The organism is Romboutsia sp. D33t1_170424_H2 (assembly GCF_015669105.1).
Lineage (GTDB): Bacteria > Bacillota > Clostridia > Peptostreptococcales > Peptostreptococcaceae > Romboutsia_C > Romboutsia_C hominis.
In genome coordinates, this window is the sequence record NZ_JADOZQ010000015.1 from 1 (window position 1) to 21,873 (window position 21,873).

Sequence of the window (21,873 nt, forward strand, 5' to 3'; positions counted from 1 at the left end):
TTAAGATTTAATTAAATTTTTTAATATTTTTTTATAAAAAATAGAGGAATATAATAAAAGTTGTAGTATTATATAAATATGTGATAAATTAAAAATTTGTATTTTAGGTTTTTTTAATTAAAATTAATAGGGAAAGAGGTTAGATTCCTCTGCAGCCCCCGCTACTGTAAAGCTGATGAAACTTTCAAAACCACTGTAATTTATTATGGGAAGGGAAAGTAGTAAAATGAAGCTAAGCCAGGAGACCTGCCTATAATACTTAAATTATATTCTTCGGGGTGAAGGAAAATAATAAAGAATAATACCTTATTTTTAATAAATAGGTATTAATTAGAAAGTTATTTAAATCCTAATCCAATGATTAGGATTTTTTAGTTCGTGACAAAATCTATTTAATTTTGAATGTATATAGTTTTGATAACTTAATTTAAAATTAAATATATCTAATCAAACTAATCTAATTTTTGATTATGAATAATATAAATTTTAGACATCTAGTTAAAGCAAATCAAATTTCGTCTTTACCCATTATATACTTACATTAATTTATCACATAAAAATTTAATAAACTTTGAAAGTGAGGTATAAAGATGAATTTTTTACCACTATCATTAGTAGCAGGTGTGCTACTTATCATTTTAAATCCATTAAATGCTAGTGCTATGCATATTATGGAAGGATATTTACCCGCAAAATGGTCTATACTTTGGACAATAGTATTTATTCCATTTTTCATATATGGGTTAAAATCTATTAATACCATAGTAAAGCAAGATCCTAAAAAGAAGGTTTTATTAGCCTTAGCAGGAGCTTTTGTATTTGTGTTATCAGCACTAAAAATACCGTCTTTAACAGGTAGTTGTTCACATCCTACAGGAGTAGGTCTTGGTGCAATATTATTTGGACCAGCTGTTATGGCAGTAATAGGAACAATAGCTTTATTATTTCAAGCATTATTACTTGCACATGGAGGATTAACTACTTTAGGCGCTAATGCATTTTCAATGGCAATAGTTGGACCAATAGTGTCATATTTTATATTTAAACTTTGTAGAAAAAGAAATGTAAACGTTGGAATGAGTGTATTTTTAGCAGCAGCCTTAGGTGATTTAGCTACATATACAGTAACAGCAACTCAATTGGCACTAGCATTCCCTGACCCTAGTGGAGGAGTTATGATGTCTTTAGTTAAATTTTTAGGAGTATTTTTCACGACTCAAATACCAATAGCTATAGCAGAAGGATTATTAACTACTTTAGTATATAATTTAATAACACAAAATGAAGAAGGAGTTGAAATTAATGAGTACAAATTCTAAAACTAAAAACAAACTTAGAAATAAAAATTTAATATTATTAGCTTTAACCATAATACTTATAATAACTCCTTTATTATTAAATTCATCAGCTGAATATGGTGGTGCTGATGGAGAGGCAGAGGGCCTAATAACAGAGATAAATCCTGATTATAAACCTTGGTTTAGTAGCTTATACGAGCCACCTAGTGGAGAAATAGAAAGCTTACTATTCTCTACTCAAGCTGCCATAGGAGCTGGATTTGTAGGCTACTATCTAGGAAGAAAAAAAGGTGAAAAAAAATAAATGCTGGAAATTGATAAATGTGCATATACAAATGCTTTAAGAAATACTAACCCTATGGCTAAATTGCTTATTAGCTTTTTAGCCTTAACTATTTCTGTAATTATAAATAATATAATGCTTCATTTTTTGGTAATGTTAATAGTAAGCTTTTTAATCATTTTTATAGCAAAAGTTAATATTAAACTATATATAAAATGTTTAAGGATACCTATATATTTTTTAATTATAGGAACTATACTTAATATGATTAACATATCATTTGAAAATCAAGGCTTTATATTTAACATCAAAGTTTTTAACTTATATATAGGAACAACTTTATTTTCAGTTAAAAACTCAATTTATATATTACTAAGAGCTATAAGTTCAGTTATATCTATTTATTTTTTAATACTTACTACACCATTTAACCAATTAATAATTATATTAAAAAAATTACATATCCCAGATACATTAGTAGAACTTATGGTTTTGACATATAGATTCATATTCATATTTTTAGAAGAAATAAAAGATATTTATAAATCTCAAGAATTAAGATTTGGTTATATAAATCTAAAAAATTCTTATAACTCAACAGCACTACTTATAAAAATCTTATTCTTTAGAATGATGAGAAAATATGAAGATATGAGTATAACCTTAGATATGAAGTTGTATGATGGGAAATTTCATATATAGGAGATTATCATGTTTAAGGTAAATAATTTAACATATAAATATGAAAAAGAAAATAAAGCAATAAACAATATAAATTTAGATTTTTCAAAAGGAAATATGATTGGGATAATTGGAGCTAATGGTTCTGGTAAGTCTACTTTATTTATGAATCTAGTAGGTATATTAAAGCCCTCTGAAGGAAGTATATTTTATAACAATAAAGAACTTTCATATAAAAAGAAAGATTTGTACAATTTAAGAAAAGAAGTAGGTATAGTATTTCAAGATCCAGATAAGCAAATATTTTATTCAAGAGTATATGATGATGTTGCTTTTTCACTAAGAAATATAGGTGTACCCGAAGATAAAATAAAAGAAAAAGTACATAATGCATTAAAATTAGTCAATGCTTTAGATTTAATAGATAAACCAGTCCACTTTTTAAGTTATGGTCAGAAAAAAAGAGTAGCTATAGCTTCTGTTATAGCTATGGAAAATAAAGTGGTTCTTTTAGATGAACCTACAGCAGGACTTGACCCTAAAAGCACAAAAGCTATAGTAAATATTTTAAAAAATTTATGCGATAATGGAATTAAAGTAGTTATTTCAAGTCATGATATGGATTTAATATATGAGATTTGTGATTATATATATGTTTTAAATAAAGGTAGTATTGTTATTGAAGGTAATTGTATGGAAGTTTTTAAAGAAGCTAAGATTATTGAGGAAGTAGGATTAAATATCCCTTGGCTTGTAAAAGTTCATAAAAATATGAATCTGCCTTTATTCAAAAAAGAAGAAGATTTGTATAATTACTTTAATCAATGTGTAAATACTAATCAACTTACATCTCTTGTATAACATGTTTTATTTTAAACTTAATAAATAATTAAATGCTGGATAAGGCCCATTACCTTATCCAGCATTTTTATTATTTAATATTTTTTTCTATTGTACTTACTATATACTCTCTATTAAAAGTAAAGTATTTAACTAGCCCATCATAAAACATATAAGAAATATTTAACATACCTTGAATATTTTCTAAGTTGTTATCAAACTCTTCTTTGCTTAAGTATCCCACTATATAACTTATAAGCTTTTCAACTAAGCTATTAGCAATTATAGCCACATCTTTATTATCTTTAAGTTCTAATTGAACATAAGGTATTAAACTTGTGTAAGTTGCTATTTCACCTACTTCTACTTCATCACAGTTTTTTATATTTTCTTTTGTTTCTTTTTTTAATTCTTCCCCCATAGGTATAAAGTTTACTAAATCACATATAACGCTACAAACATAATTATTTAAATTTACTTCACTATCTTTAGTCATTCTTTTGAAGATATTCTTATCAAAATCATTTAATATGTAATTGTTTAAATCTACTAATTTCATATTTGCCCTCCATGAATTTCATATTAATAATTTTATCATACACAATTGTTATTTATTTTACAAGTTTTGTAAAACCATTGGCAAAATGGACAAATCAACCTTTTTGTTATTGAAACATAAATTAATAATAGCTATTTTAATCTATTTAAGTATATAATTTAATGTTTTATAGATTATTTTTTTATCTTTTGTCAATAATCTAATTATAATATATTCTAAGGAGGAATTATATGGATGACTATATAAATTATCTAGAAAAAAACTTAAATCTATATGACTATACCTTAATAAAAACTACTAGTACTAAAGCAGTAATTATTAAAACCTACTTTAAATATACTAAATGTATATATATAAGTTATATTGATGATTTTATAGAAATAAGAATAGATAAAATATTTGATTTTTATACTGTTGGCAATAATATAGAAAGACTTATAATACCTAGAAAAACATTTAATAATTTAGATGATTCTTTAAATTATATACAAAAAAATATAGCTACTTAAGTTAAACTTAAATAGCTATATTTTAAAAGTTTCAAACATGAAATTTATTTTACTAATCAGTTATATTCTAGCTTGCTTTTTTTGTACTATTTTTGCTTAAATGATTCTTTTCATATCTACTATATAATAAGAACGCTATTAAACCAAATAATGTTGGTCCTAATATCATCATTATTGTATCAAAGAACTTTCCATCTATTGCAGGTTGTACTATTGAGAATAAGTTAGCAAATCCAACCATTATTCCTATTATCCAAGCAGCAAGTGTTGCAGCACCTTGTTTCTTGTAAGCTACGAATGCTTTATCAACTTCACCATTTAATTGCTTTTTCTTGAAAGCTGGGAATGCTGATGATAAGAATAAGTATGGTATAGTCATAGCTACGTTAGTCATAAGAACTAATATATTAAAGAAGTCAGCTGCTCCTTTACCACCAAATGCTACTACTAATATTATAACTATAACTATTATAGCTTGAACTTTCATAGCGTTTACTGGCATACCATTTTTCATCTCAGCAAACTTACCTGGCCATATTTCTTTAGGTGAACCAGATATTAAAGTTTTAAGTGGTGAATATGTTAATGTGAAGAATGCTCCCATGAATGCTAAGAACATTGATAAACCAACGAATCTAGCTGTCCAAGCACCCATTTGCATAGCTACAGCATCAGTAGTTCCCATAGCATGTCCTAATTGGTATCCTAAGTTTTGCATTAAAACATATGCAACGTTACCCATGTGAACGCTCTTGTCTGATAGTATATCAGCCCAGTTAGTGAACATACCACATGCAAATATACCAATAGCATATCCTATAGATATAACTATAGCAGATATAGCAAGACCTTTAGGGAATGTTTTCTCAGCATTTTCAGTTTGGTCAACTAATCCTCCTAAAACTTCAAGTCCTCCAAATGCAAATATTGCAAATGTAACAAATGATAATACCATTAATGGACTTTGGTAAGCAGGGTTTGGAGAAGTTAAAAATGCATCTGCAAAATTGTTTACTGGTTGAGCTAATTCTCCACCGTTAAATATAACTACAGCTAATGCTCCAACTAATAATACTATGTTTAATAAGGCAACAAATGTACCACCTATAGAAGTAACCTTTGTTATCTTTTCAACACCTTTACTTGCTACTACTGTAACAAATACTATCCATAAAGCACCAAGTATTCCTATAGTTTGAGTTGAACTTAATCCAAATAAACTCCAACTTTGAGTTATATCTGCTCCAAATATGGCATTCGAAAACGGTATCCATATACCTGAAGATACGTTAACCATCCATATTATATAAGAAGCATACCACATGAATGTTCCTATGAATGCATACTTAGGTCCTACAGATTTTTCCATCCATGAATACATACCACCACTTTCATTTTTGAAAGATGATCCGTATTCTGCCATCATGAATGCATAAGGTATGAAGAATACTAATGCACTTAGTATATACCAAGGTATAGCTCCATATCCCATTAAGTAGTATGATCTTGGCATGTTAGCAAAACCAAACACTGATGTAAATATCATTAATATTAATGACATTAAAGTAAGTTTCTTTGCACTACTTGTGTTGTTTCCCATTTTTGCACCTCATAATATTTATTTTTGATTATTCCTTTTGTAATTTCATCTGTATTACTTAAGGGATGATAAAATTATAACATTCGACAAGCTATTTCGACAATACTCTGTAGTGTTTTCACAATATTTTCTATTTTCTAACTTATTTTATTTTTCTAAAAATTAATTTTTTATTAATTTTAATTTTCATTTTTATATATTTTTTCTTTGCATAAGTATTTGCCTTTTCAAAATTAACATATACTAATGCTACATTTTTCAATGTGTTTACTTTATTTTGATACTAGTATTTTCAAATCTTTTAATCATTTAATTCATTAATTATTTTTAATAACTTTTCAATTTTTGACTTTTTTGAATAATTGATTAAATTTTATTCAAACGAAAGATTAATAAGAAGATTTTAAAAAAATAATTTTTCTTTTATTTTTATTATTGTGATTACTTAATTTCTAAATTGATAAACTTTTAACTATAAATTTGCAATTGTTTTCTTCTTTAAAAATATAAAGTTCAATTTAAAATTACTCAATATTTTTATTATATATTAAACCACTGAAAATAGTTAAAAGGTTAAAAGTATAAGTGATATATAAAAAAAGATATAGAGGCTTTTACTAGCTTCTATATCTTTTATTTTACATATATTTGTTTATATTGTATTGTTTAAAGTTTTGTTTTTTGTATAAAATAGCATTAGTAGGACATCTATGTATACACTTTAAACATCCTATGCACTGATTTTTAAATGTCAATTGCTTATTATTCATAGATATATTATTAGTAGGACAATTTTTTTCACACATATTACAGTCTATACACTTATCTTTATCCAATGAAAATTTCTTTTTAGGAAATTTTTTAGTATATAATAAAAACATATCATAAACTATTTTACTGCTAAATACCTTTTTACTATAATTTATAATTTTTAAATTTTCTTCTAAAAACTTATTTACTATAGCCTCTACCTTTGGTTTTGCATTTACTATGCTTTGTTTTATTTCTTCTTCACTATCTCTTTTAAAGAAAGCTACATAGTAATTATTTGGCATAGAAATAGCTTCATCCACTAATACTTCAAATCCTTTTTTACTAACTACTTTACCAAGATATTTTCTTCCTTGTTTGTCTTCTTTATCTGCAAGTGTTGAATATATTATACATTTTTTATTTGTATCTTTTATATTTTTTATCCAGTCTATTAAAATATCAGGTATCATATCAGCATGTATTGGTCCACCAAATATATAAAAATCATACTCTCTATCTAATTTATTATGCTTTTGTATATCTATAAGATCTATACTTATATTTCTTAACTCAAAATTTTCCTTAAATAATTTTGCTACGTACTCTGTATTTCCTGTTCCTGAAAAATAAATTACTGCCCCTTGTTTATACAAATAATCGCCTCCTTTTTATAACTCATATAACCCTAATACAAAGCTTTATTTTGACTCTTTTAGCATTATATTTTCTAAGTTTATTATCATATCAATATTAAGTCCTTTAGAGTTTAATTTAATCTTTTCTAATTTTATATCTTTGAAGTTTTCTTTATGTACTATCACATTTCCTTCATTAAAATCTACTAATATACCTTTTTCCTTTGGGAACCAATCTTTTATAAAACTATTTAATCCCATATCTACTATAAAATTAGCTATCTTTAAATCAAGTAATTTTACTTCTTCTATATTTAATACTAAATCTTTATCCTTATTTAAAGATGGTATAACTTTAACTTCTATTGGAGTGGTTATATTTTTCATTATTTCATAATTTACTCTTGCTTTTATATATCCATCTTCTATATTTATACTTAATTTATTTATTTTATTATTTTTAGTTTTTTCTAGAAAATAATTAACTCCATTTAAAATAGCTTCTTTAGGTACTATAAATTCACCTTTTATACCTACTGGATTTTTTATTATCTCTACGTTATTTGCTTTAATTCCAGCCACTGACTCTAAAAATTCTATGCTTTCTGTTTTATTTGATACATTTTCTTCTTTTTTAGTAGGGGTTATAGTAACTTCTTTTTCTTCTTTCTTATTAAATATAAAAAAGCCACTTATGATTAAAACTCCTACTATGGTGCTTATTATAATTTTTTTTCTTTTGTCCATACCATGTGCTCCTCATTTTTTATTTGTCTATATTTAATATTCTACTACAATTTAAAATTATATAAACAAATTTATATTACATCTATATATAAATTTGCTTATATAAAAAGCTATCATTAATAGATAGCTTTTTATATTTCTATTGTTTTATTTTATATTAAATATCTCATAAACTAGATCTCTTATAAGTTTTGGAGCGACCTCATAAGAATAGTCTACTAATATTCTTTCAGTAAACTTATGAGGATCTCTTCCATGAGGTCCATAGTTTATAACAGGAAGATTTAATTTTTTAATATCTTCTAGCGGTAACTTATACTTATACCCAAGTGAAGGCATATTAGGTTTTAAAAAGTCTATAACATCATCTGCATCTTGTAGTGCAAAATAACTTAAATCAGATAGCCCTTGGAAGTATTTTTGTTTTTTAATATCTACGTTATACTCCTTCTTACCTTTTTCTATTATTTTATCAGCTACTTTGATAAGCTTTTTATCAAATTCTCTGCTCTCATCAAGTCCTACATGCGGATAATATGGTGGTGCAAAGAATATTATTATCATAGGATTTCTGTCTTTTGAAAACTTATGAACCTCTTTAACAATATTTGTACTAACATCTCTCTCATCTAAAGTTTCATCTTCTATCCATATATTTATCATTTCATCTAAGTGACTTTTAAAATCCTCACCATTATCTTTTAATACTTGACTATAAAATTCATCAAAAGTAAGAACTTTAACATCTAAATCCATGTCTTTTACTGGCAACTTACTTTTATTTTTGTATATTTCTTGATATTTCTTAACTTTATTATAAGCTTCATTTATAGATTCTTCACACACATCCCTAAATTTATCTATGGCTTCTTTAGGATTCATTTTGAATGTTTGTAAATTATAATATATTATAGAAGATATTGGAGTTTGGACATTATATAAATCCTTAGTGTCTTTATATTTTAGACAAGTTGGAGGCATAGTAACTTCACCGCTTACGTCTTCACAAAAATCTGTATTTACATCTAATCTACTTATAAGCTCACTAGCTATTAAGTTAGCATTTATTCCAGATAAACTTTCTCCAACATGAGTTTCTTTTCCTACTACATAAAAACCTGGAAGTAGTTTACCGCAAGTTCCTAGATATATATATTTATTGTCATCACCTGGATAAGATGCAAAATCTGGTTCACAATTAAGTACTGTTATAGCTTCTAAATTTTCTTTTTCTAATATTTTATTAGCAAAAGGAATGGCACTTATTGCACCTTCTGAGTTTGTTTCTTCATCTGGTACAGCAAGCAGCATTATATTTCCTTCAAAATCCTCTAATTTGCTAAAATACTCTATTAAAGACATTTGTATAGAAAGACCTGTCTTCATATCCATTATACCTCTACCAAATAACCATTCCCCAGATAGTAAATCTTTTTTGGAATCTTCGTCTAGATTATCTATATTATCTTTTAATCTTTTAGTATACTCATATGGTTTTAGTATATATTCCTTTAAATTACCTGCATCTTCTATTCCTACTGTATCCATGTGCGCTACTGTAAGTAATGTTTTTTTAGTCGGCTTTTTAGATTTCATAAGTGCACACACAAAATATCTATTTAAACTATCATTTAAAGGAACTAAGTGTAGATGATTTGGATTTTCTTTGTAATAGTCTAGTTCTGATAATTTTTTATACACTAACTTTGCCATATTTTCTTCGTTATTAGTTCCTGATACACTATTTTGACCTACTAACTCAATAGCCAAACTTTTAAGTTCTTCACTACTTAACCACATAAAAATTCCCCCTAATTTTATATATAAAAATTATAGTAATGCATTTAAAAATAAATCAGTTAATAACATTTAATCTAAACTTATTTATAATAACTATTTATTCATTAACTCTTTATTGTTAAAAAAGCTATCAGACTCTTTTTTAACTTCTTTTCTAAGTAGTAAAACTCCTATCATATTAGTAACTATTACTCCAGCTAAAGTAAAGTCTAATAATACAATTACACTTCTTAAATCTACTAAAGCACCTACCATTATAAATGCCAAGTAAACTATTCTCATAACCTTAGCAAACTTACTTCCAAATAAATATTCAGCTTGTTTTTCTCCGTAAAATATTATTACTATCATAGTTGAGAATACAAATAAAAGCATACAAATAGTTAACATTCCTCCACCAAAACTACTTCCAAATACAGTTTGCATTGCCATAGCTGGCATAGCTGCTGCCTTACTAGCACCAACTTGCGTCCATATATCTGTTGTTAATACTAAAAATCCTGACATAGTACATATTATTAATGTAGCTACTATTATTTCAAATACTCCCCATAAACCTTGTCTTGCAGGATGGTCAGTTATTGCTGCACTATGTGCTATAGTAGATGTACCCATACCAGCTTCATTTGAATAAGCTCCTCTTGCTGCTCCTGCTTTTATGGTAGATGCTACTGCTGAACCCGCGAATCCACCAAAGGCTGCTACAGGTGTAAAAGCACTCTCTATTATTAGCATAAATGCTCTAGGTATTTCAGTAAAATTAAGACCAATAACTATTAAAGCCATAACTATGTATAGACATGCCATTATAGGAACTAACTTTTCTGTTATCTTTCCTATTCTTTTTATACCACCATATACTACAAAACCTACAAATGCCACTAATAATATTCCAGATACAATAGGTGCTATATTTATGGTTTCTGCACTTTGAACAAAAGATGCTGATTGCGTTGCTATTGAAGGAGCTATTTCTATCATTAAGAAAAATGCAAATAAACTACCAAGCCAAGGCAATTTTAATCCATCTCTTATATAATACATTGGTCCACCTACATACTCTCCTTCTTCATTTTTCACCCTATACTTTATACCAAGTATTATTTCTGAGTACTTAAGGGCGCATCCAAATAATGCTATAAGCCACATCCAAAAAATAGCCCCAGGGCCTCCAGTAGCTACCGCAAGTGGAACTCCTATTATGTTTGATGCTCCTATAGTAGATGCAAGCGCTGAAGTCGCTGCTTGAAATGGACTTATAGTCCCATCACCATCAGTTTTAGCGAACATCTTCCCGAAAGTCTGTTTTAGTATAAATGGTAACTTAGTAAATTGAAAAAACTTAAGTGTGAAAGTCATTACTATACCACCACCTACTAATATAACTAAAACAGGATATGTCCATAGCCAATTAGTAAAACTTTCAAATAATTCAAACATTATACCAACTCCATAAATTTATTAAATAGAGAAGTTTCTATTTATTAAACAATATTCCTATACTATCTAATAAATGTATAAAGTTATTATTTTTAATATAATAAAAAACACTAATGTATAAGAATTTATAATTACCTATACATTAGTGTTTTTGTTTGATTAAATATTAATTTACCTTTATAGCTAAATCCTTTTTGTCTTCTCTAATACCCATGTTAGCAGATATTAAAGCTATGATATTCATAGCTATAAATATCACAAATCCTATTTTATACCCAAGTACTACATTACTAGCATTCATATCTATAGTAAAAGCTATAAATAAATTTATTATACCGCTACCGATAAATTCACAAGTATTTACAACGCTAGTAGATAATCCTGAGTATTTTTCTTCATTTTTATATTGAACATCATTAAATGCTTGTATATGACTCATATTTATAGTTCCCACTATAAAAAATAATACTGGAAGAGTGAAAATAGGTGGCTTGACATTACTTATAAGTATTATATAAGACCATATGAATATATTTATTATGTTGCCAAATTTTATAACATTAAATTTATTAGTTTTTATTCTAGCAAATACATAATCCATAAATAAAGCACCAAATACAAGACCATAAGTCAAAAATGATGCAATAAAAGCTGCTACACTCTTTTTAACTTCATAAACATCTGTAATATACGATACTATCCACAAACTACTAAATGCGGTAGTTATACCAACCATAGAAAACATAATTAAAGAATTATACCAAGTCGCTTTATTTCTAAATACAGACTTTAATCCTTTAAATAAATTTAATTTTTCTTCTTCTATAACTTCTATATCAACTTTAAATCCATATTCTTTTGGGGTATCTCTAACTACTAAATATATTACTATCCCACATAAAACTCCTATAATACCTATTAATATAAAAGAATTTCTCCAACCTATAATATCATTTAGAAATACTAATGGAAATGTTGCAAATACACCACCTAAGCACCCTATAAAAGAAAACTTAGCTGTAGCTGATGTAAACTCTTCTTTTTTAAACCAACTTCCTTGAAACTTTAACACAGAAAGTAAAGTTACAGATACTCCCGCACCTATCATTACTCTAGATAGATAAGCTACTTTTATCCCTTCTATAAATCCAAACAATATAGAACCAATTCCACCTATAAGCATACCTATACTACATACTTTTCTAGGTCCATATCTATCAAGAAGTATTCCCCCTGGTATTTGCATAAGTGCATATGCATATAAAGTAAATGATGCAATATTAGATATTTCTATATTACTAAATCCTAATTCTAAGGATAAATTATCAGATATAACTGCCGTAGATAACCTTAGAAAATAAGCTATTACAAAAGAAAATGTAAGTACAGACCATATACCCCATTTAGTTTTATTATAGTTTTTCATCTTACTCCCCTATCCTTTTACTATTTTTAATTATTTTACCTTACTATTTCAGTATACAAATATTTTACTTGTTAATAAACTATAATTTTTATAAAAGACTTTTTATTTTGCTAAAATGTAATTTTAATTATGCTTTTTTATTAAAACTACCTTTATAATAAATGTACTCTAAATATTTATAAAAAAAATGCCATATAAATGGCATTTATCTTAAAGAATTTATTCTTATTTTATCAAGTTCATCTTCATTAAATATATGATTATTATAAAGCACTAAATACTCTTCACTTACAGTGGAATCAAATACTATTAAATCATCAGTGTTTATACTTATATTTATATTTTTATCATATATTTTTCTAACTGGATGATTTTTTATATCATCTACTGCCCCTAGATATATATTACTAGTAGGGCATATATTTAATCTTATATTTCTTTCTTTTATCATGTCCAATACATAATCACTTTCAACTGCTCTAAATCCATGTTGAAGTTCATCTATATTAAGAGTTTCTATAGCTTCTTTAACATTTTCTGCACCTAAAAACTCTCCTGCATGTACTTTTAATTTTAGTCCATTTTTTTTAGCATAATCATAGTATATTTTATATCTATCAAATCCAACTATTTCTTCATCTCCATATAAATCTATAGACTTAAACACTTTACTATCTATAATTTTAGGTATTAGTTTTTCAAGATTTTCATCACTTATACTTTTAGCTATACCTATTTCTGGTCTAAAATCTATTTTATCCTTGTACTTATCAACTAAGCTTCCTATACAATCAAAAAAATCTTTATCATTTTCAAATCTTAATATATCATGACAGTCTACACTAGCTTCAAGTATTACTATATTATCATCTATAGCATCTTTAATAGTTGCTTCTATTGTCCATAGAAAATCTTCTTTAGTTTTTATATGATTCATATATTCATTAAATATAAAATCATCTAATCCTTTTATTCCCTTCATCTCTTTAGAAGGTCTTTTTATTTTACCTTTTGTATAGCTATGTATATTATCAAATTTCATACCTAAGCCACAATGATTGTGAAGTTCTGATTTTTTTATAGTTTTTAATCCTTTTAAGTCATTTTCTTTTAGATATCTCTTAAAGTTTTGGCTATTTGTCATATTTTCCTCCTTAGGCGTTTTAATCCATTATAACATATCATAGTTATTTTTCTTACTATATTAATTTTTTAATAGAATTTATTACTAAATCTATATCACAAAAATCATGAGTTGCCATTAGTGTAACTCTAAGTATAGCTTCTCCTTTTTTTACTGTTGGATATCTTATTGCTGGTATATGTATACCTTCTTCTAGTAAACTTTCACTTATTTTAATTGCCTTTTTTTCATCTCCTATTAATATAGGTATAATTGGTGTTTCTCTATTAATATCAAATCCAATATTTTTAAGACCTTTACATAGATATTCTACATTTTCTTTTAGCTTTTTGACTAAGTATGGATTATTTTCAATAATTTCAAAACTTTTAATTGATGCCCCTATAACTGCTGGAGAAAGTGCTGTTGAGAATATAAAGCTTCTTGATTTATTTCTTAAATAATCAATAATATCACTATTAGCACATACAAATCCTCCTTCACTTCCTATTGCCTTAGAAAGTGTTCCTATTGTTATGTCTGGTTTTATATTAAAATACTCACTACTTCCTCTTCCAGTTTTTCCTATTACTCCTGTAGCATGTGCATCATCTACTATAGATATAAGGTTATGTTTTTTAGCTATTTTAACTATTTCATCTAGTTTACATATATCTCCATCCATACTAAATACACTATCAGTAACTATTATTCCATGCTTTGGATTTATTTCTTTTATCTTGTTAGTTAAATCTTTAATATCATTATGTTTATATACTATAGTTTTTCCTTTTGATAATCTACACCCATCTATTATAGATGCATGGTTTAATTCATCACTAAATATATAATAATCTTCATCACATATAGCTGAGATTACTCCTATATTTGCCATATACCCAGTATTAAATATTATTGCATCTTCATACCCTTTAAACTTTGCTATTTTTTCTTCTAATTTTTTGTGTAAATCATAGCTACCTGTAGTTAATCTTGAACCTCCAGAACCTAATCCATATTTGTTAATAGATTCTATTGCGCTTTTTTTAACCTCTTCATTATTGCAAAGCCCAAGATAATTATTAGAAGACATTAAAAGTACTTTTTTGTTATTTATAGTTGTATATTTATCTTGTGGTTTATTTAAATATTTTATCTTTCTATAAAGATTATTCTCTTTTATTTGTTGTAGTTTTGCTTTTATTTTATCCATTATATCTCCTTATTTATTATTTAAATATGACTTTGTCTTTAACTATTACTTTGGTATTTTCTAGATATTTTATAGTATCTTCAAGTGTATATTTAGAATCTATAGTAGAGTCATATAAAAATATTCTTCCCCCTCTATCCTCACCTATGTCTTTCATATGTTTAACTCTTATATATCCAAATTTTTTACTTGCTATATATCCTGTTGTATAATTTTTATCATCAGAACAACATATTTCACCTACTATATTAGGAGCATTGCATACCTTAGATGATAAGCATAACGCTTCTATAAAATGTGTATTTTGAAGTAGCTTTTCATTTTTATTTAAGTTGTCAGTACATTCATATTGTTTATCTAACATATCTACTTTTGAATCTTCAAAATCCATATAAGTGGCTCTTATTCCTCTTAACTTATCTTTTTCTAGTCTTTTAAGATTATTAACATCAAGAAGTACTGCACCTCTCATATTTTTTATACTTTTAAATAAATCTATAATATATATAGCATTTTTACTATTTATATTTAATTTTAGTAAATTATTATATAGAAACTCATAGCTTTCTTTTTTATTTTTGGTATTTAAAGTTGTAACATAAAGTGGATCTATATATTTTAATTCTTCTTTTTTAACCTCTTCTATTTTTATATTAATATAATCACTTTTTCCTTTTGAATGAGTTAATGCTCTTTTTATTAAAACACTAACTGCATTTTGTAAATCTTTTTCACTTACTATACTTTCAGCTCCAGATATATGATTATGCTCTTTTGACCCTCTCATCTTTATACTATATAAATTCATTTGTTATCATCCTTTATATGATTTTATAGTTATAATTAAAATGCTATATTCAGATAAAATATTACTTCTGAATATAGCATTTTATATTTTAGTTTATGATTTACTAATCTCTAATTTATTTTTATAGGTTTATACTAATTCTTCTTTAATATTTACTACTGCATTTTCTTTTTTATCATACTTTTTTATAAATGACTTATAAGGCGTTACTTTTACTATTTTTTCTATTGTTTTATATACAAAATATGAAGACAGTAATGTGTAAATCATCCCGGGTAGTGCTGATAAAATTAATGCTTTAAACGGTGTACCTGTAATACTTGCCATTACTACTCTACCTACTGCTGTACCTACTATACCGGCTGTTGATACTACTATTATATTACTACCTAAAATACCTATTAGTGAACCTGCTACTACTCTAAATGTCATAGCTACTATTACATTTAAAATTGTATGAGTTCCCATAATAAGGTTTATCATACTAGCTATTATTCCTGCACTTATATATCTTTTAAATCCAAAAGTAGAACATATACCTATAGCAATTGGTGCTGACATTTGAAATTCTGTTCCTGGTATAATTCCTGGTAATTTAAAGGTTCCTGATATTGCTATTATTACTGATAATAATGCTACTAGTGTTATTTCTCTAGTTTTATTGTTCATATTATATCTCCTTATCAATAACTGGATTTTCCTTAAAGTATTTTATTATACTATCTCTAGCTACTTCTACCATAAAGTCTATTTCTTCTTTGCTTATAACATATGGTGGCATAAAGTATATTATATTTCCTAAAGCTCTAAGTAAAACTCCCTTTTCTAAGGCATTTTGATATATGTTGTACCCTACTCTTTTTTCACTTTCAAATAGCTCTTTAGTATCTTTATTTTTAACTAATTCTATAGCACCTATCATACCTATTTGTCTGTACTCACCAACATATGGTATATCATTTAATACACTTTCCACCTTTTTTCTTAAATAATCACTTTTATCTTTATTTTTATCTAATACATTCTCTTCTTCAAATATTTTTAAGGTCTCAACTGCTACACTACATCCTAGTGCATTTCCTGAATAACTATGACTGTGTAAAAATGCCTTCATTGTATTATATTCATCATAAAAAGCATTATATATTTTGTTACTCATTAAAACTAATGATAGTGGCATATAACCTGCTGTAAGTCCTTTTGATAAACACATTATATCTGGTGAAATATCACTATGCTCACAAGCAAACATTTTACCAGTACGCCCAAAACCTACTGCTATTTCATCAGCTATTAGATTTATATCATACTTATCGCATAATTTTCTTAGATGAACTAAATACTTAGGTGAATATATCTTCATTCCTGCCGCACATTGAACTATAGGTTCTACTATTATTGCACTTACTTCTTCATGAATTTCTTTTATAGTGTTTTCCATATTTATAAAACACTCTGCATTACAGGTGTCTCTATTTTTATCAAACTTACATCTAAAGCAATCTGGTCCTTCTACTTTTACAGTATCAAGTAACATTGGTTTATATATTTTACTGTATAAATCCATATCAGAAACTGCTAAAGCTCCTGTTGTTTCTCCATGGTAAGCATCACTAATTTTTACAAACTTTGTTTTTTTGCACTTTCCTATCTGTTGATGATATTGAAAGCTTAGTTTTAAAGCTATCTCTATAGCTGAAGATCCATTATCTCCAAAAAATACTTTATCTAATCTATCTGGAGTTATATTTATAATTTTTTCACATAGATTTATGGCTGGTTTATGGCTAAAGTTTGCAAATATAGTATGTTCTAAAGTATTTGCTTGATTGTATAAGGCCTTATTTATTCTTTCGTTTGAGTGACCAAATAAATTTACCCACCAAGATGAAACTGCATCTAAATATTTTTTTCCATTGACATCTTCTAAAAATACACCTTTACCTTTTTCTATTACTATAGGTTTAAAAGTTTCATAGTCCTTCATCTGAGAGCAAGGATGCCATATATATTTTAAATCTTTTTCTTGAAGTTTTTTCATACTCATACTTTTTCTCCCTTACTTTTATAAAAATCATCTATGTTTAATACAATTTTTACTCAAACAATGAAAGTATATTTTCTAAATCAAGTTTGTCGTATTCTTTACATATACTTTCTTTATTAAACTCTTTAATTTTATTTAAAACACCTAGTACCTTAAGGTTGGTTATTTTTTCTATCATTTTTATATTGTCATCTTCATAAAACTGATTATTGTAATTATTTATAAATATTCCTCTACATTTTATATTCTTAGACTTTAAAAACTCATAGGTTAATACACTATGGTTTATAGTTCCAACAGATGCACTTGCTACTATTACTACATCCATATTTAAGTCTTTTATAAGGTCATATAAAAAATAATCATTAGTTATTGGAACAACTATACCTCCAGCACCTTCAACTACAACATAATCATATGTTTTTAAAAGTTTGTTATAATGATTTATTATATTTTCTTTATTTATATATACATTTTCTATATTACACGCTAAATGAGGGGATACTTCTGTTTTTAGGCAGTAAGTATTCATAGTTTTATAATCTATTTCTAAATCACAAATATCTTTAATATATTTAATATCTGGCGGTATTATTTTTATATTTTCTTCTATACCTCCACTTTGTATTGGCTTATATGTTATTACATTTTTATTATGTTTTTTTAATTTATAAGTTATAGCTCCACTTACAAAAGTCTTTCCTATGTCTGTGTTAGTTCCTATTACAAATATACCTTTTCCCATATTTATCATCCAATCTTTTAAATTATCTAACTTCAAATCCTAATTTTTCTATCATTTTTATATCATCAGCTATGCTATTTCCACAAGTTGTCAATAAATCACCACTTATAGTAGCATTAGCACCACATTTAAAAGCTAATTCTCCATAGTTTGTTAGTAAATTTCTACCACCTGCTAATCTTATTTGAGCACTTGGGTTTATAAATCTATATATGGCTACCATCTTTAAAAAGTCTTCTTCCTTAATAGATTTACTATCTATTTTTGTTCCTTTTATATAATCTAGTGCATTAAGTGGTATCGACTTTATCCCTAAATCTCTAATCTCAAAAGCCATATCAATTCTATCTATTTCACTTTCTCCAAGACCAAATATACCGCCACTACAAACTTCTAGTCCTACACTTTGTGCGTCTTTTATAGTTTTTATTTTTTCATCATAAGTGTGTGTTGTGCATATATTGTCAAAGTAATTTCTTGATGTTTCTAAATTATTATGATATCTTTTGACACCAGCTTTTTTAAGTTTTCTTAAATCTTCTTTACTAAGTAAACCATGTGATGCGCATGTTTTTATGTCTACATATTTGTTTATAGCCTTATAGGAGTTTACTATTTTATCTATTTCTATATTGCTTAATTTTTTTCCTGATGTTACTATTGAATATCTTTTTATACCTCTATCTTTATGATATTTTGCATCTTCTACAAAGTAGTCTGTATCTTTTAATGGGTAAACTTCTATATCTGTAGTATGATAAGATGACTGTGCACAGAACTTACAGTCCTCACTACATTTTCCACTTTTACCATTAACTATTGAGCAAATATCAAATTCATTTTGTAAAAAATATTCTCTTATTTCATTTGCAAACTTTCCTAAAATTTCAAAGTCATAGTCTAATAGTTTTATTGCTTCTTTTCTATTTATTAAATGTCCATTTTTTATTTTATTTGTCATTTCATATAACATTTTGTACTCTCCTTTTATTACCTGGTACTAATTATATAGTAGTTTACTTTTTTATTTACGTCAACCTATTTTTTATTTTAGGTTTACATTAAATATATTTCTTATATAACTTAATTTTTTTATATAACTATTTTTTCATATTGACAAATTTGAAATTTATTAATACCATAATATAAATAAATATTAATCCATTGATAAGGGGTAGTAGTTAAGTTTAGGTTCGTTATAGAGAGCTAAGGATGGTGGAATCTTAGTATGAAAAAACTTAATGAATGGGCCTTTGAGGAGTAAAGGGAAATCTATTTAGAGAGTACTATTTACCGTGTCCTTCACGTTATAGAAGGTAGAGTATGTTAGTACTTGATTTAAGAGGCATTTTTATATTTAGTGTTATGTTAAATATATTTATATTTGATATCACACTGTATATAAATTGCAATTTAGGTGGCATCGCGGAGAAAACTTCGTCCTATTTATTTAGGACGGAGTTTTTTTATTTTATAAAATAAAATTTTATATACAAATACATTTAAGGAGGTGATTTCTATGGTATGAAAGATTGATTGTGATAATAACACTCATTGGTTAGATTTTATTAAAATATCAAAATTTAGGAGGTTTTTCGTTTATGAAAACAAAAAAAATAACAACAAATTCAATACTTTTAGCTATAGGTTTAATACTTCATCAAATCACCCCTACTTTAGGTTTACCTATGCAACCTGATTTTGCACTTGCTATGTTATTTATAGTAATGATGCTTAATAAAGATGATTATAAAACTTGTGTAATATCTGCAATTGTCACTGGAATATTTACAGCTTTAACTACAAAGTTTCCAGGTGGCCAAATACCAAATTTATTAGATAAAGTTATAACTGCTAATTTTATATATTTACTAATGTTTATGTTTTATAAAATAAAGCTTTTAGATAAATTTCTTAAAAGTAAAAAAGAAAGTGTATTAGCTATGATTATACTACCTTTTGGTACTTTAGTTAGTGGTACAATATTTTTAATCTCTGCTAAAGCTATCGTAGGACTTCCTGCTCCATTTTTACCTTTATTTTTAACAGTAGTACTACCTACTTGTATTATAAACTTATTTGTGGGTATATTTTTATATAATATTGTCAATTTATCTTTAAAAAGAAGTTTTAGAGCTTAAAATAAACAATAAATAAAGCTACCTATAATTTAGCTAATATTAGGTAGCTTTATTTATAATTTATACACTTATTTATCTTTTTTATCTAATTCTTCTCTTAACTTCTCCTCTGTCAAAACATAAGCATTTGCAATTATCTTATTGCAGAACCTGCAACTATATTCGGCTCCTCCTCAACAAGTTTTTACTTGTAGTCTGTTTTTACAGTAAGGACAATAATATGCTTTTGTCATATCTTCACCCCTTACTATACTATTGCATCTATCTACAAATCGTTCTTATTTATAACTTATATATCTGTAATTATTTTATTTATTTTAACTTTTTAATTAAGTTAGATGTATATTCTAATAAGTTCGTACATATATTAAGAGTTTCATTGTTTTCATCTAATATTGGATTAAATTCTACAAAATCCATAGATTTAACAAGTCCACTATTTATAAGTTCTTTTAATATAAGTTTTGTATCCTCTATGTTATATCCATCACTAACTCTTGTTCCTGTTCCTTTAACTATATCTTTATCCATAAAATCTATATCTAAACTTATATGGATTGCATCTACATTTTGTTTTTTACATTTTTCAATTATTTCATGTATTATCTTTTCAATTCCTAACTTATTAATTCTATTTTTGTCATACATACTAACTTTAGTATTGTCTAACAATTTTCTCTCTTCTATATCTATATCTCTTCCACCTATATGAAATACATTCTCTTCATGTAGTTTAGTTTTATGCCTATATAAGTTTACTAATCTTTCATCTCCATAACCACATAAGAAAGCTAAAGGCATACCATGAGAATTTTTGCTTTCTGATATTATTTCTGTGTTAAAGTCTCCATGTGCATCTATCCAAACTACCCCTAAATTTTTAAAGTATGAACTTGAACCTGATATACTTCCTAATGCTATACTATGATCCCCACCTATTATAATTGGAAAGTCTTTATTATTTAGAGATGTATATACCATGTGTGCTAAATTTAGATTAACATTATATATGCTATTATAGTACTTTATATTTTTATCGCTTAAAAATTTATCTTTCTCTCTAATATCTTCTACATAGATATCTCCCATATCATATATACTTAGTTCGCTTTTTTTCATTATGTTTACTATATTAGCTTCTCTAAGCTTTTTAGGCCCGTATTGAGCTCCATTTCTGTCACATCCATGATTTGTAGGTACACCTATTAAATTTACATTCATAAAA

At 26.3% G+C, this 21,873-nt stretch carries 21 protein-coding genes, 1 riboswitch and 1 other annotated feature; of the genes, 6 read left to right on the forward strand and 15 right to left on the reverse strand.

Annotation, left to right across the window (positions count from 1 at the left end; genetic code table 11):
* Positions 1 to 88: 88 nt before the first annotated feature.
* A riboswitch (cobalamin riboswitch) is annotated at positions 89 to 268 on the forward strand.
* 322 nt (positions 269 to 590) lie between these two features.
* The 4 genes from I4U66_RS12640 to I4U66_RS12655 are packed head-to-tail and all read left to right on the forward strand — an operon-like array spanning position 591 to position 3,123.
* A complete protein-coding gene (locus I4U66_RS12640) occupies positions 591 to 1,319 on the forward strand; it encodes an energy-coupling factor ABC transporter permease (RefSeq protein ID WP_166505325.1) in 729 nt (242 codons plus the stop codon).
* Positions 1,303 to 1,602, forward strand: a complete 300-nt coding sequence (locus tag I4U66_RS12645; RefSeq protein ID WP_195929079.1) for an energy-coupling factor ABC transporter substrate-binding protein — start codon at positions 1,303 to 1,305, stop codon at positions 1,600 to 1,602. Before I4U66_RS12640 ends, I4U66_RS12645 begins: the two co-directional genes overlap by 17 nt.
* Complete coding sequence (gene cbiQ / locus I4U66_RS12650; protein ID WP_092926068.1) at positions 1,603 to 2,283, forward strand: cobalt ECF transporter T component CbiQ; 681 nt, start codon at positions 1,603 to 1,605, stop codon at positions 2,281 to 2,283. It begins immediately after the preceding gene.
* Positions 2,284 to 2,292: 9 nt separating this feature from the next.
* Entirely contained in the window at positions 2,293 to 3,123 is an 831-nt protein-coding gene (locus tag I4U66_RS12655) for an energy-coupling factor ABC transporter ATP-binding protein (RefSeq protein ID WP_092926070.1), read from the forward strand.
* 70 nt (positions 3,124 to 3,193) lie between these two features.
* Here I4U66_RS12655 and I4U66_RS12660 read toward each other — a convergent pair whose 3' ends face one another.
* The gene (locus I4U66_RS12660) at positions 3,194 to 3,661 is read right to left on the reverse strand and encodes a hypothetical protein (protein WP_195929081.1); all 468 of its coding nucleotides are present in this window, start codon (positions 3,659 to 3,661) and stop codon (positions 3,194 to 3,196) included.
* Between the two features lie 230 nt (positions 3,662 to 3,891).
* Between I4U66_RS12660 and I4U66_RS12665 the strand changes: the two genes are divergently transcribed.
* Entirely contained in the window at positions 3,892 to 4,170 is a 279-nt protein-coding gene (locus I4U66_RS12665; RefSeq protein WP_092926074.1) for a hypothetical protein, read from the forward strand.
* A gap of 67 nt (positions 4,171 to 4,237) precedes the next feature.
* Here the strand turns inward: I4U66_RS12665 and yjeM are convergent, their stop codons facing one another.
* The 13 genes from yjeM to bioB form a co-directional block, all read right to left on the reverse strand.
* Entirely contained in the window at positions 4,238 to 5,770 is a 1,533-nt protein-coding gene (gene yjeM / locus I4U66_RS12670) for a glutamate/gamma-aminobutyrate family transporter YjeM (protein WP_092926076.1), read from the reverse strand.
* Between the two features lie 638 nt (positions 5,771 to 6,408).
* Positions 6,409 to 7,176 (reverse strand): EFR1 family ferrodoxin, encoded by a 768-nt coding sequence (locus tag I4U66_RS12675; RefSeq protein ID WP_195237633.1) that lies wholly within the window; start codon positions 7,174 to 7,176, stop codon positions 6,409 to 6,411.
* A gap of 45 nt (positions 7,177 to 7,221) precedes the next feature.
* Positions 7,222 to 7,905 (reverse strand): hypothetical protein, encoded by a 684-nt coding sequence (locus I4U66_RS12680; RefSeq protein WP_195237624.1) that lies wholly within the window; start codon positions 7,903 to 7,905, stop codon positions 7,222 to 7,224.
* 147 nt (positions 7,906 to 8,052) lie between these two features.
* Entirely contained in the window at positions 8,053 to 9,705 is a 1,653-nt protein-coding gene (locus tag I4U66_RS12685) for a M20/M25/M40 family metallo-hydrolase (RefSeq protein WP_195929083.1), read from the reverse strand.
* Positions 9,706 to 9,798: 93 nt separating this feature from the next.
* Entirely contained in the window at positions 9,799 to 11,145 is a 1,347-nt protein-coding gene (locus I4U66_RS12690; RefSeq protein WP_166505318.1) for an alanine/glycine:cation symporter family protein, read from the reverse strand.
* Between the two features lie 166 nt (positions 11,146 to 11,311).
* Positions 11,312 to 12,571 carry an MFS transporter gene (locus I4U66_RS12695; RefSeq protein ID WP_195929085.1) on the reverse strand — a complete coding sequence of 420 codons (1,260 nt, stop codon included), beginning with the start codon at positions 12,569 to 12,571 and terminating at the stop codon, positions 11,312 to 11,314.
* 205 nt (positions 12,572 to 12,776) lie between these two features.
* Positions 12,777 to 13,715, reverse strand: a complete 939-nt coding sequence (locus I4U66_RS12700; protein ID WP_195929087.1) for a hypothetical protein — start codon at positions 13,713 to 13,715, stop codon at positions 12,777 to 12,779.
* Between the two features lie 55 nt (positions 13,716 to 13,770).
* Positions 13,771 to 14,907: an 8-amino-7-oxononanoate synthase gene (gene bioF, locus I4U66_RS12705; protein ID WP_195929089.1), complete on the reverse strand. Its 1,137-nt coding sequence runs from the start codon at positions 14,905 to 14,907 to the stop codon at positions 13,771 to 13,773.
* A gap of 16 nt (positions 14,908 to 14,923) precedes the next feature.
* The gene (locus I4U66_RS12710; protein WP_195929091.1) at positions 14,924 to 15,715 is read right to left on the reverse strand and encodes a 6-carboxyhexanoate--CoA ligase; all 792 of its coding nucleotides are present in this window, start codon (positions 15,713 to 15,715) and stop codon (positions 14,924 to 14,926) included.
* 129 nt (positions 15,716 to 15,844) lie between these two features.
* Positions 15,845 to 16,384, reverse strand: coding sequence for a hypothetical protein (locus tag I4U66_RS12715; protein WP_195237614.1), 540 nt, complete (start codon positions 16,382 to 16,384; stop codon positions 15,845 to 15,847).
* Position 16,385: 1 nt separating this feature from the next.
* Positions 16,386 to 17,762 carry an adenosylmethionine--8-amino-7-oxononanoate transaminase gene (bioA, locus tag I4U66_RS12720; RefSeq protein WP_330617333.1) on the reverse strand — a complete coding sequence of 459 codons (1,377 nt, stop codon included), beginning with the start codon at positions 17,760 to 17,762 and terminating at the stop codon, positions 16,386 to 16,388.
* Between the two features lie 49 nt (positions 17,763 to 17,811).
* Complete coding sequence (bioD, locus tag I4U66_RS12725) at positions 17,812 to 18,507, reverse strand: dethiobiotin synthase (RefSeq protein ID WP_207743635.1); 696 nt, start codon at positions 18,505 to 18,507, stop codon at positions 17,812 to 17,814.
* Between the two features lie 22 nt (positions 18,508 to 18,529).
* Positions 18,530 to 19,480: a biotin synthase BioB gene (gene bioB / locus I4U66_RS12730; protein WP_195929095.1), complete on the reverse strand. Its 951-nt coding sequence runs from the start codon at positions 19,478 to 19,480 to the stop codon at positions 18,530 to 18,532.
* 182 nt (positions 19,481 to 19,662) lie between these two features.
* Positions 19,663 to 19,955: a binding site (T-box leader), on the forward strand.
* A gap of 153 nt (positions 19,956 to 20,108) precedes the next feature.
* On the opposite strand from bioB, the gene I4U66_RS12735 reads away from it, so the two are divergent.
* Positions 20,109 to 20,648, forward strand: a complete 540-nt coding sequence (locus tag I4U66_RS12735; protein ID WP_195929097.1) for a tryptophan transporter — start codon at positions 20,109 to 20,111, stop codon at positions 20,646 to 20,648.
* Between the two features lie 312 nt (positions 20,649 to 20,960).
* Here I4U66_RS12735 and rocF read toward each other — a convergent pair whose 3' ends face one another.
* The gene (gene rocF / locus I4U66_RS12740) at positions 20,961 to 21,869 is read right to left on the reverse strand and encodes an arginase (RefSeq protein WP_195929099.1); all 909 of its coding nucleotides are present in this window, start codon (positions 21,867 to 21,869) and stop codon (positions 20,961 to 20,963) included.
* Positions 21,870 to 21,873: the final 4 nt, after the last annotated feature.

Excerpts from the sequence above, each read along its gene's own strand:
- I4U66_RS12640 (WP_166505325.1), top strand. The coding sequence starts at position 591 with ATGAATTTTTTACCACTATCATTAGTAGCAGGTGTGCTACTTATCATT.
- I4U66_RS12645 (WP_195929079.1), top strand. The coding sequence starts at position 1,303 with ATGAGTACAAATTCTAAAACTAAAAACAAACTTAGAAATAAAAATTTA.
- cbiQ (WP_092926068.1), top strand. The coding sequence starts at position 1,603 with ATGCTGGAAATTGATAAATGTGCATATACAAATGCTTTAAGAAATACT.
- I4U66_RS12655 (WP_092926070.1), top strand. The coding sequence starts at position 2,293 with ATGTTTAAGGTAAATAATTTAACATATAAATATGAAAAAGAAAATAAA.
- I4U66_RS12660 (WP_195929081.1), bottom strand. The coding sequence starts at position 3,661 with ATGAAATTAGTAGATTTAAACAATTACATATTAAATGATTTTGATAAG.
- I4U66_RS12665 (WP_092926074.1), top strand. The coding sequence starts at position 3,892 with ATGGATGACTATATAAATTATCTAGAAAAAAACTTAAATCTATATGAC.
- yjeM (WP_092926076.1), bottom strand. The coding sequence starts at position 5,770 with ATGGGAAACAACACAAGTAGTGCAAAGAAACTTACTTTAATGTCATTA.
- I4U66_RS12680 (WP_195237624.1), bottom strand. The coding sequence starts at position 7,905 with ATGGACAAAAGAAAAAAAATTATAATAAGCACCATAGTAGGAGTTTTA.
- I4U66_RS12685 (WP_195929083.1), bottom strand. The coding sequence starts at position 9,705 with ATGTGGTTAAGTAGTGAAGAACTTAAAAGTTTGGCTATTGAGTTAGTA.
- I4U66_RS12690 (WP_166505318.1), bottom strand. The coding sequence starts at position 11,145 with ATGTTTGAATTATTTGAAAGTTTTACTAATTGGCTATGGACATATCCT.
- I4U66_RS12695 (WP_195929085.1), bottom strand. The coding sequence starts at position 12,571 with ATGAAAAACTATAATAAAACTAAATGGGGTATATGGTCTGTACTTACA.
- I4U66_RS12700 (WP_195929087.1), bottom strand. The coding sequence starts at position 13,715 with ATGACAAATAGCCAAAACTTTAAGAGATATCTAAAAGAAAATGACTTA.
- bioF (WP_195929089.1), bottom strand. The coding sequence starts at position 14,907 with ATGGATAAAATAAAAGCAAAACTACAACAAATAAAAGAGAATAATCTT.
- I4U66_RS12710 (WP_195929091.1), bottom strand. The coding sequence starts at position 15,715 with ATGAATTTATATAGTATAAAGATGAGAGGGTCAAAAGAGCATAATCAT.
- I4U66_RS12715 (WP_195237614.1), bottom strand. The coding sequence starts at position 16,384 with ATGAACAATAAAACTAGAGAAATAACACTAGTAGCATTATTATCAGTA.
- bioA (WP_330617333.1), bottom strand. The coding sequence starts at position 17,762 with ATGAGTATGAAAAAACTTCAAGAAAAAGATTTAAAATATATATGGCAT.
- bioD (WP_207743635.1), bottom strand. The coding sequence starts at position 18,507 with ATGGGAAAAGGTATATTTGTAATAGGAACTAACACAGACATAGGAAAG.
- bioB (WP_195929095.1), bottom strand. The coding sequence starts at position 19,480 with ATGTTATATGAAATGACAAATAAAATAAAAAATGGACATTTAATAAAT.
- I4U66_RS12735 (WP_195929097.1), top strand. The coding sequence starts at position 20,109 with ATGAAAACAAAAAAAATAACAACAAATTCAATACTTTTAGCTATAGGT.
- rocF (WP_195929099.1), bottom strand. The coding sequence starts at position 21,869 with ATGAATGTAAATTTAATAGGTGTACCTACAAATCATGGATGTGACAGA.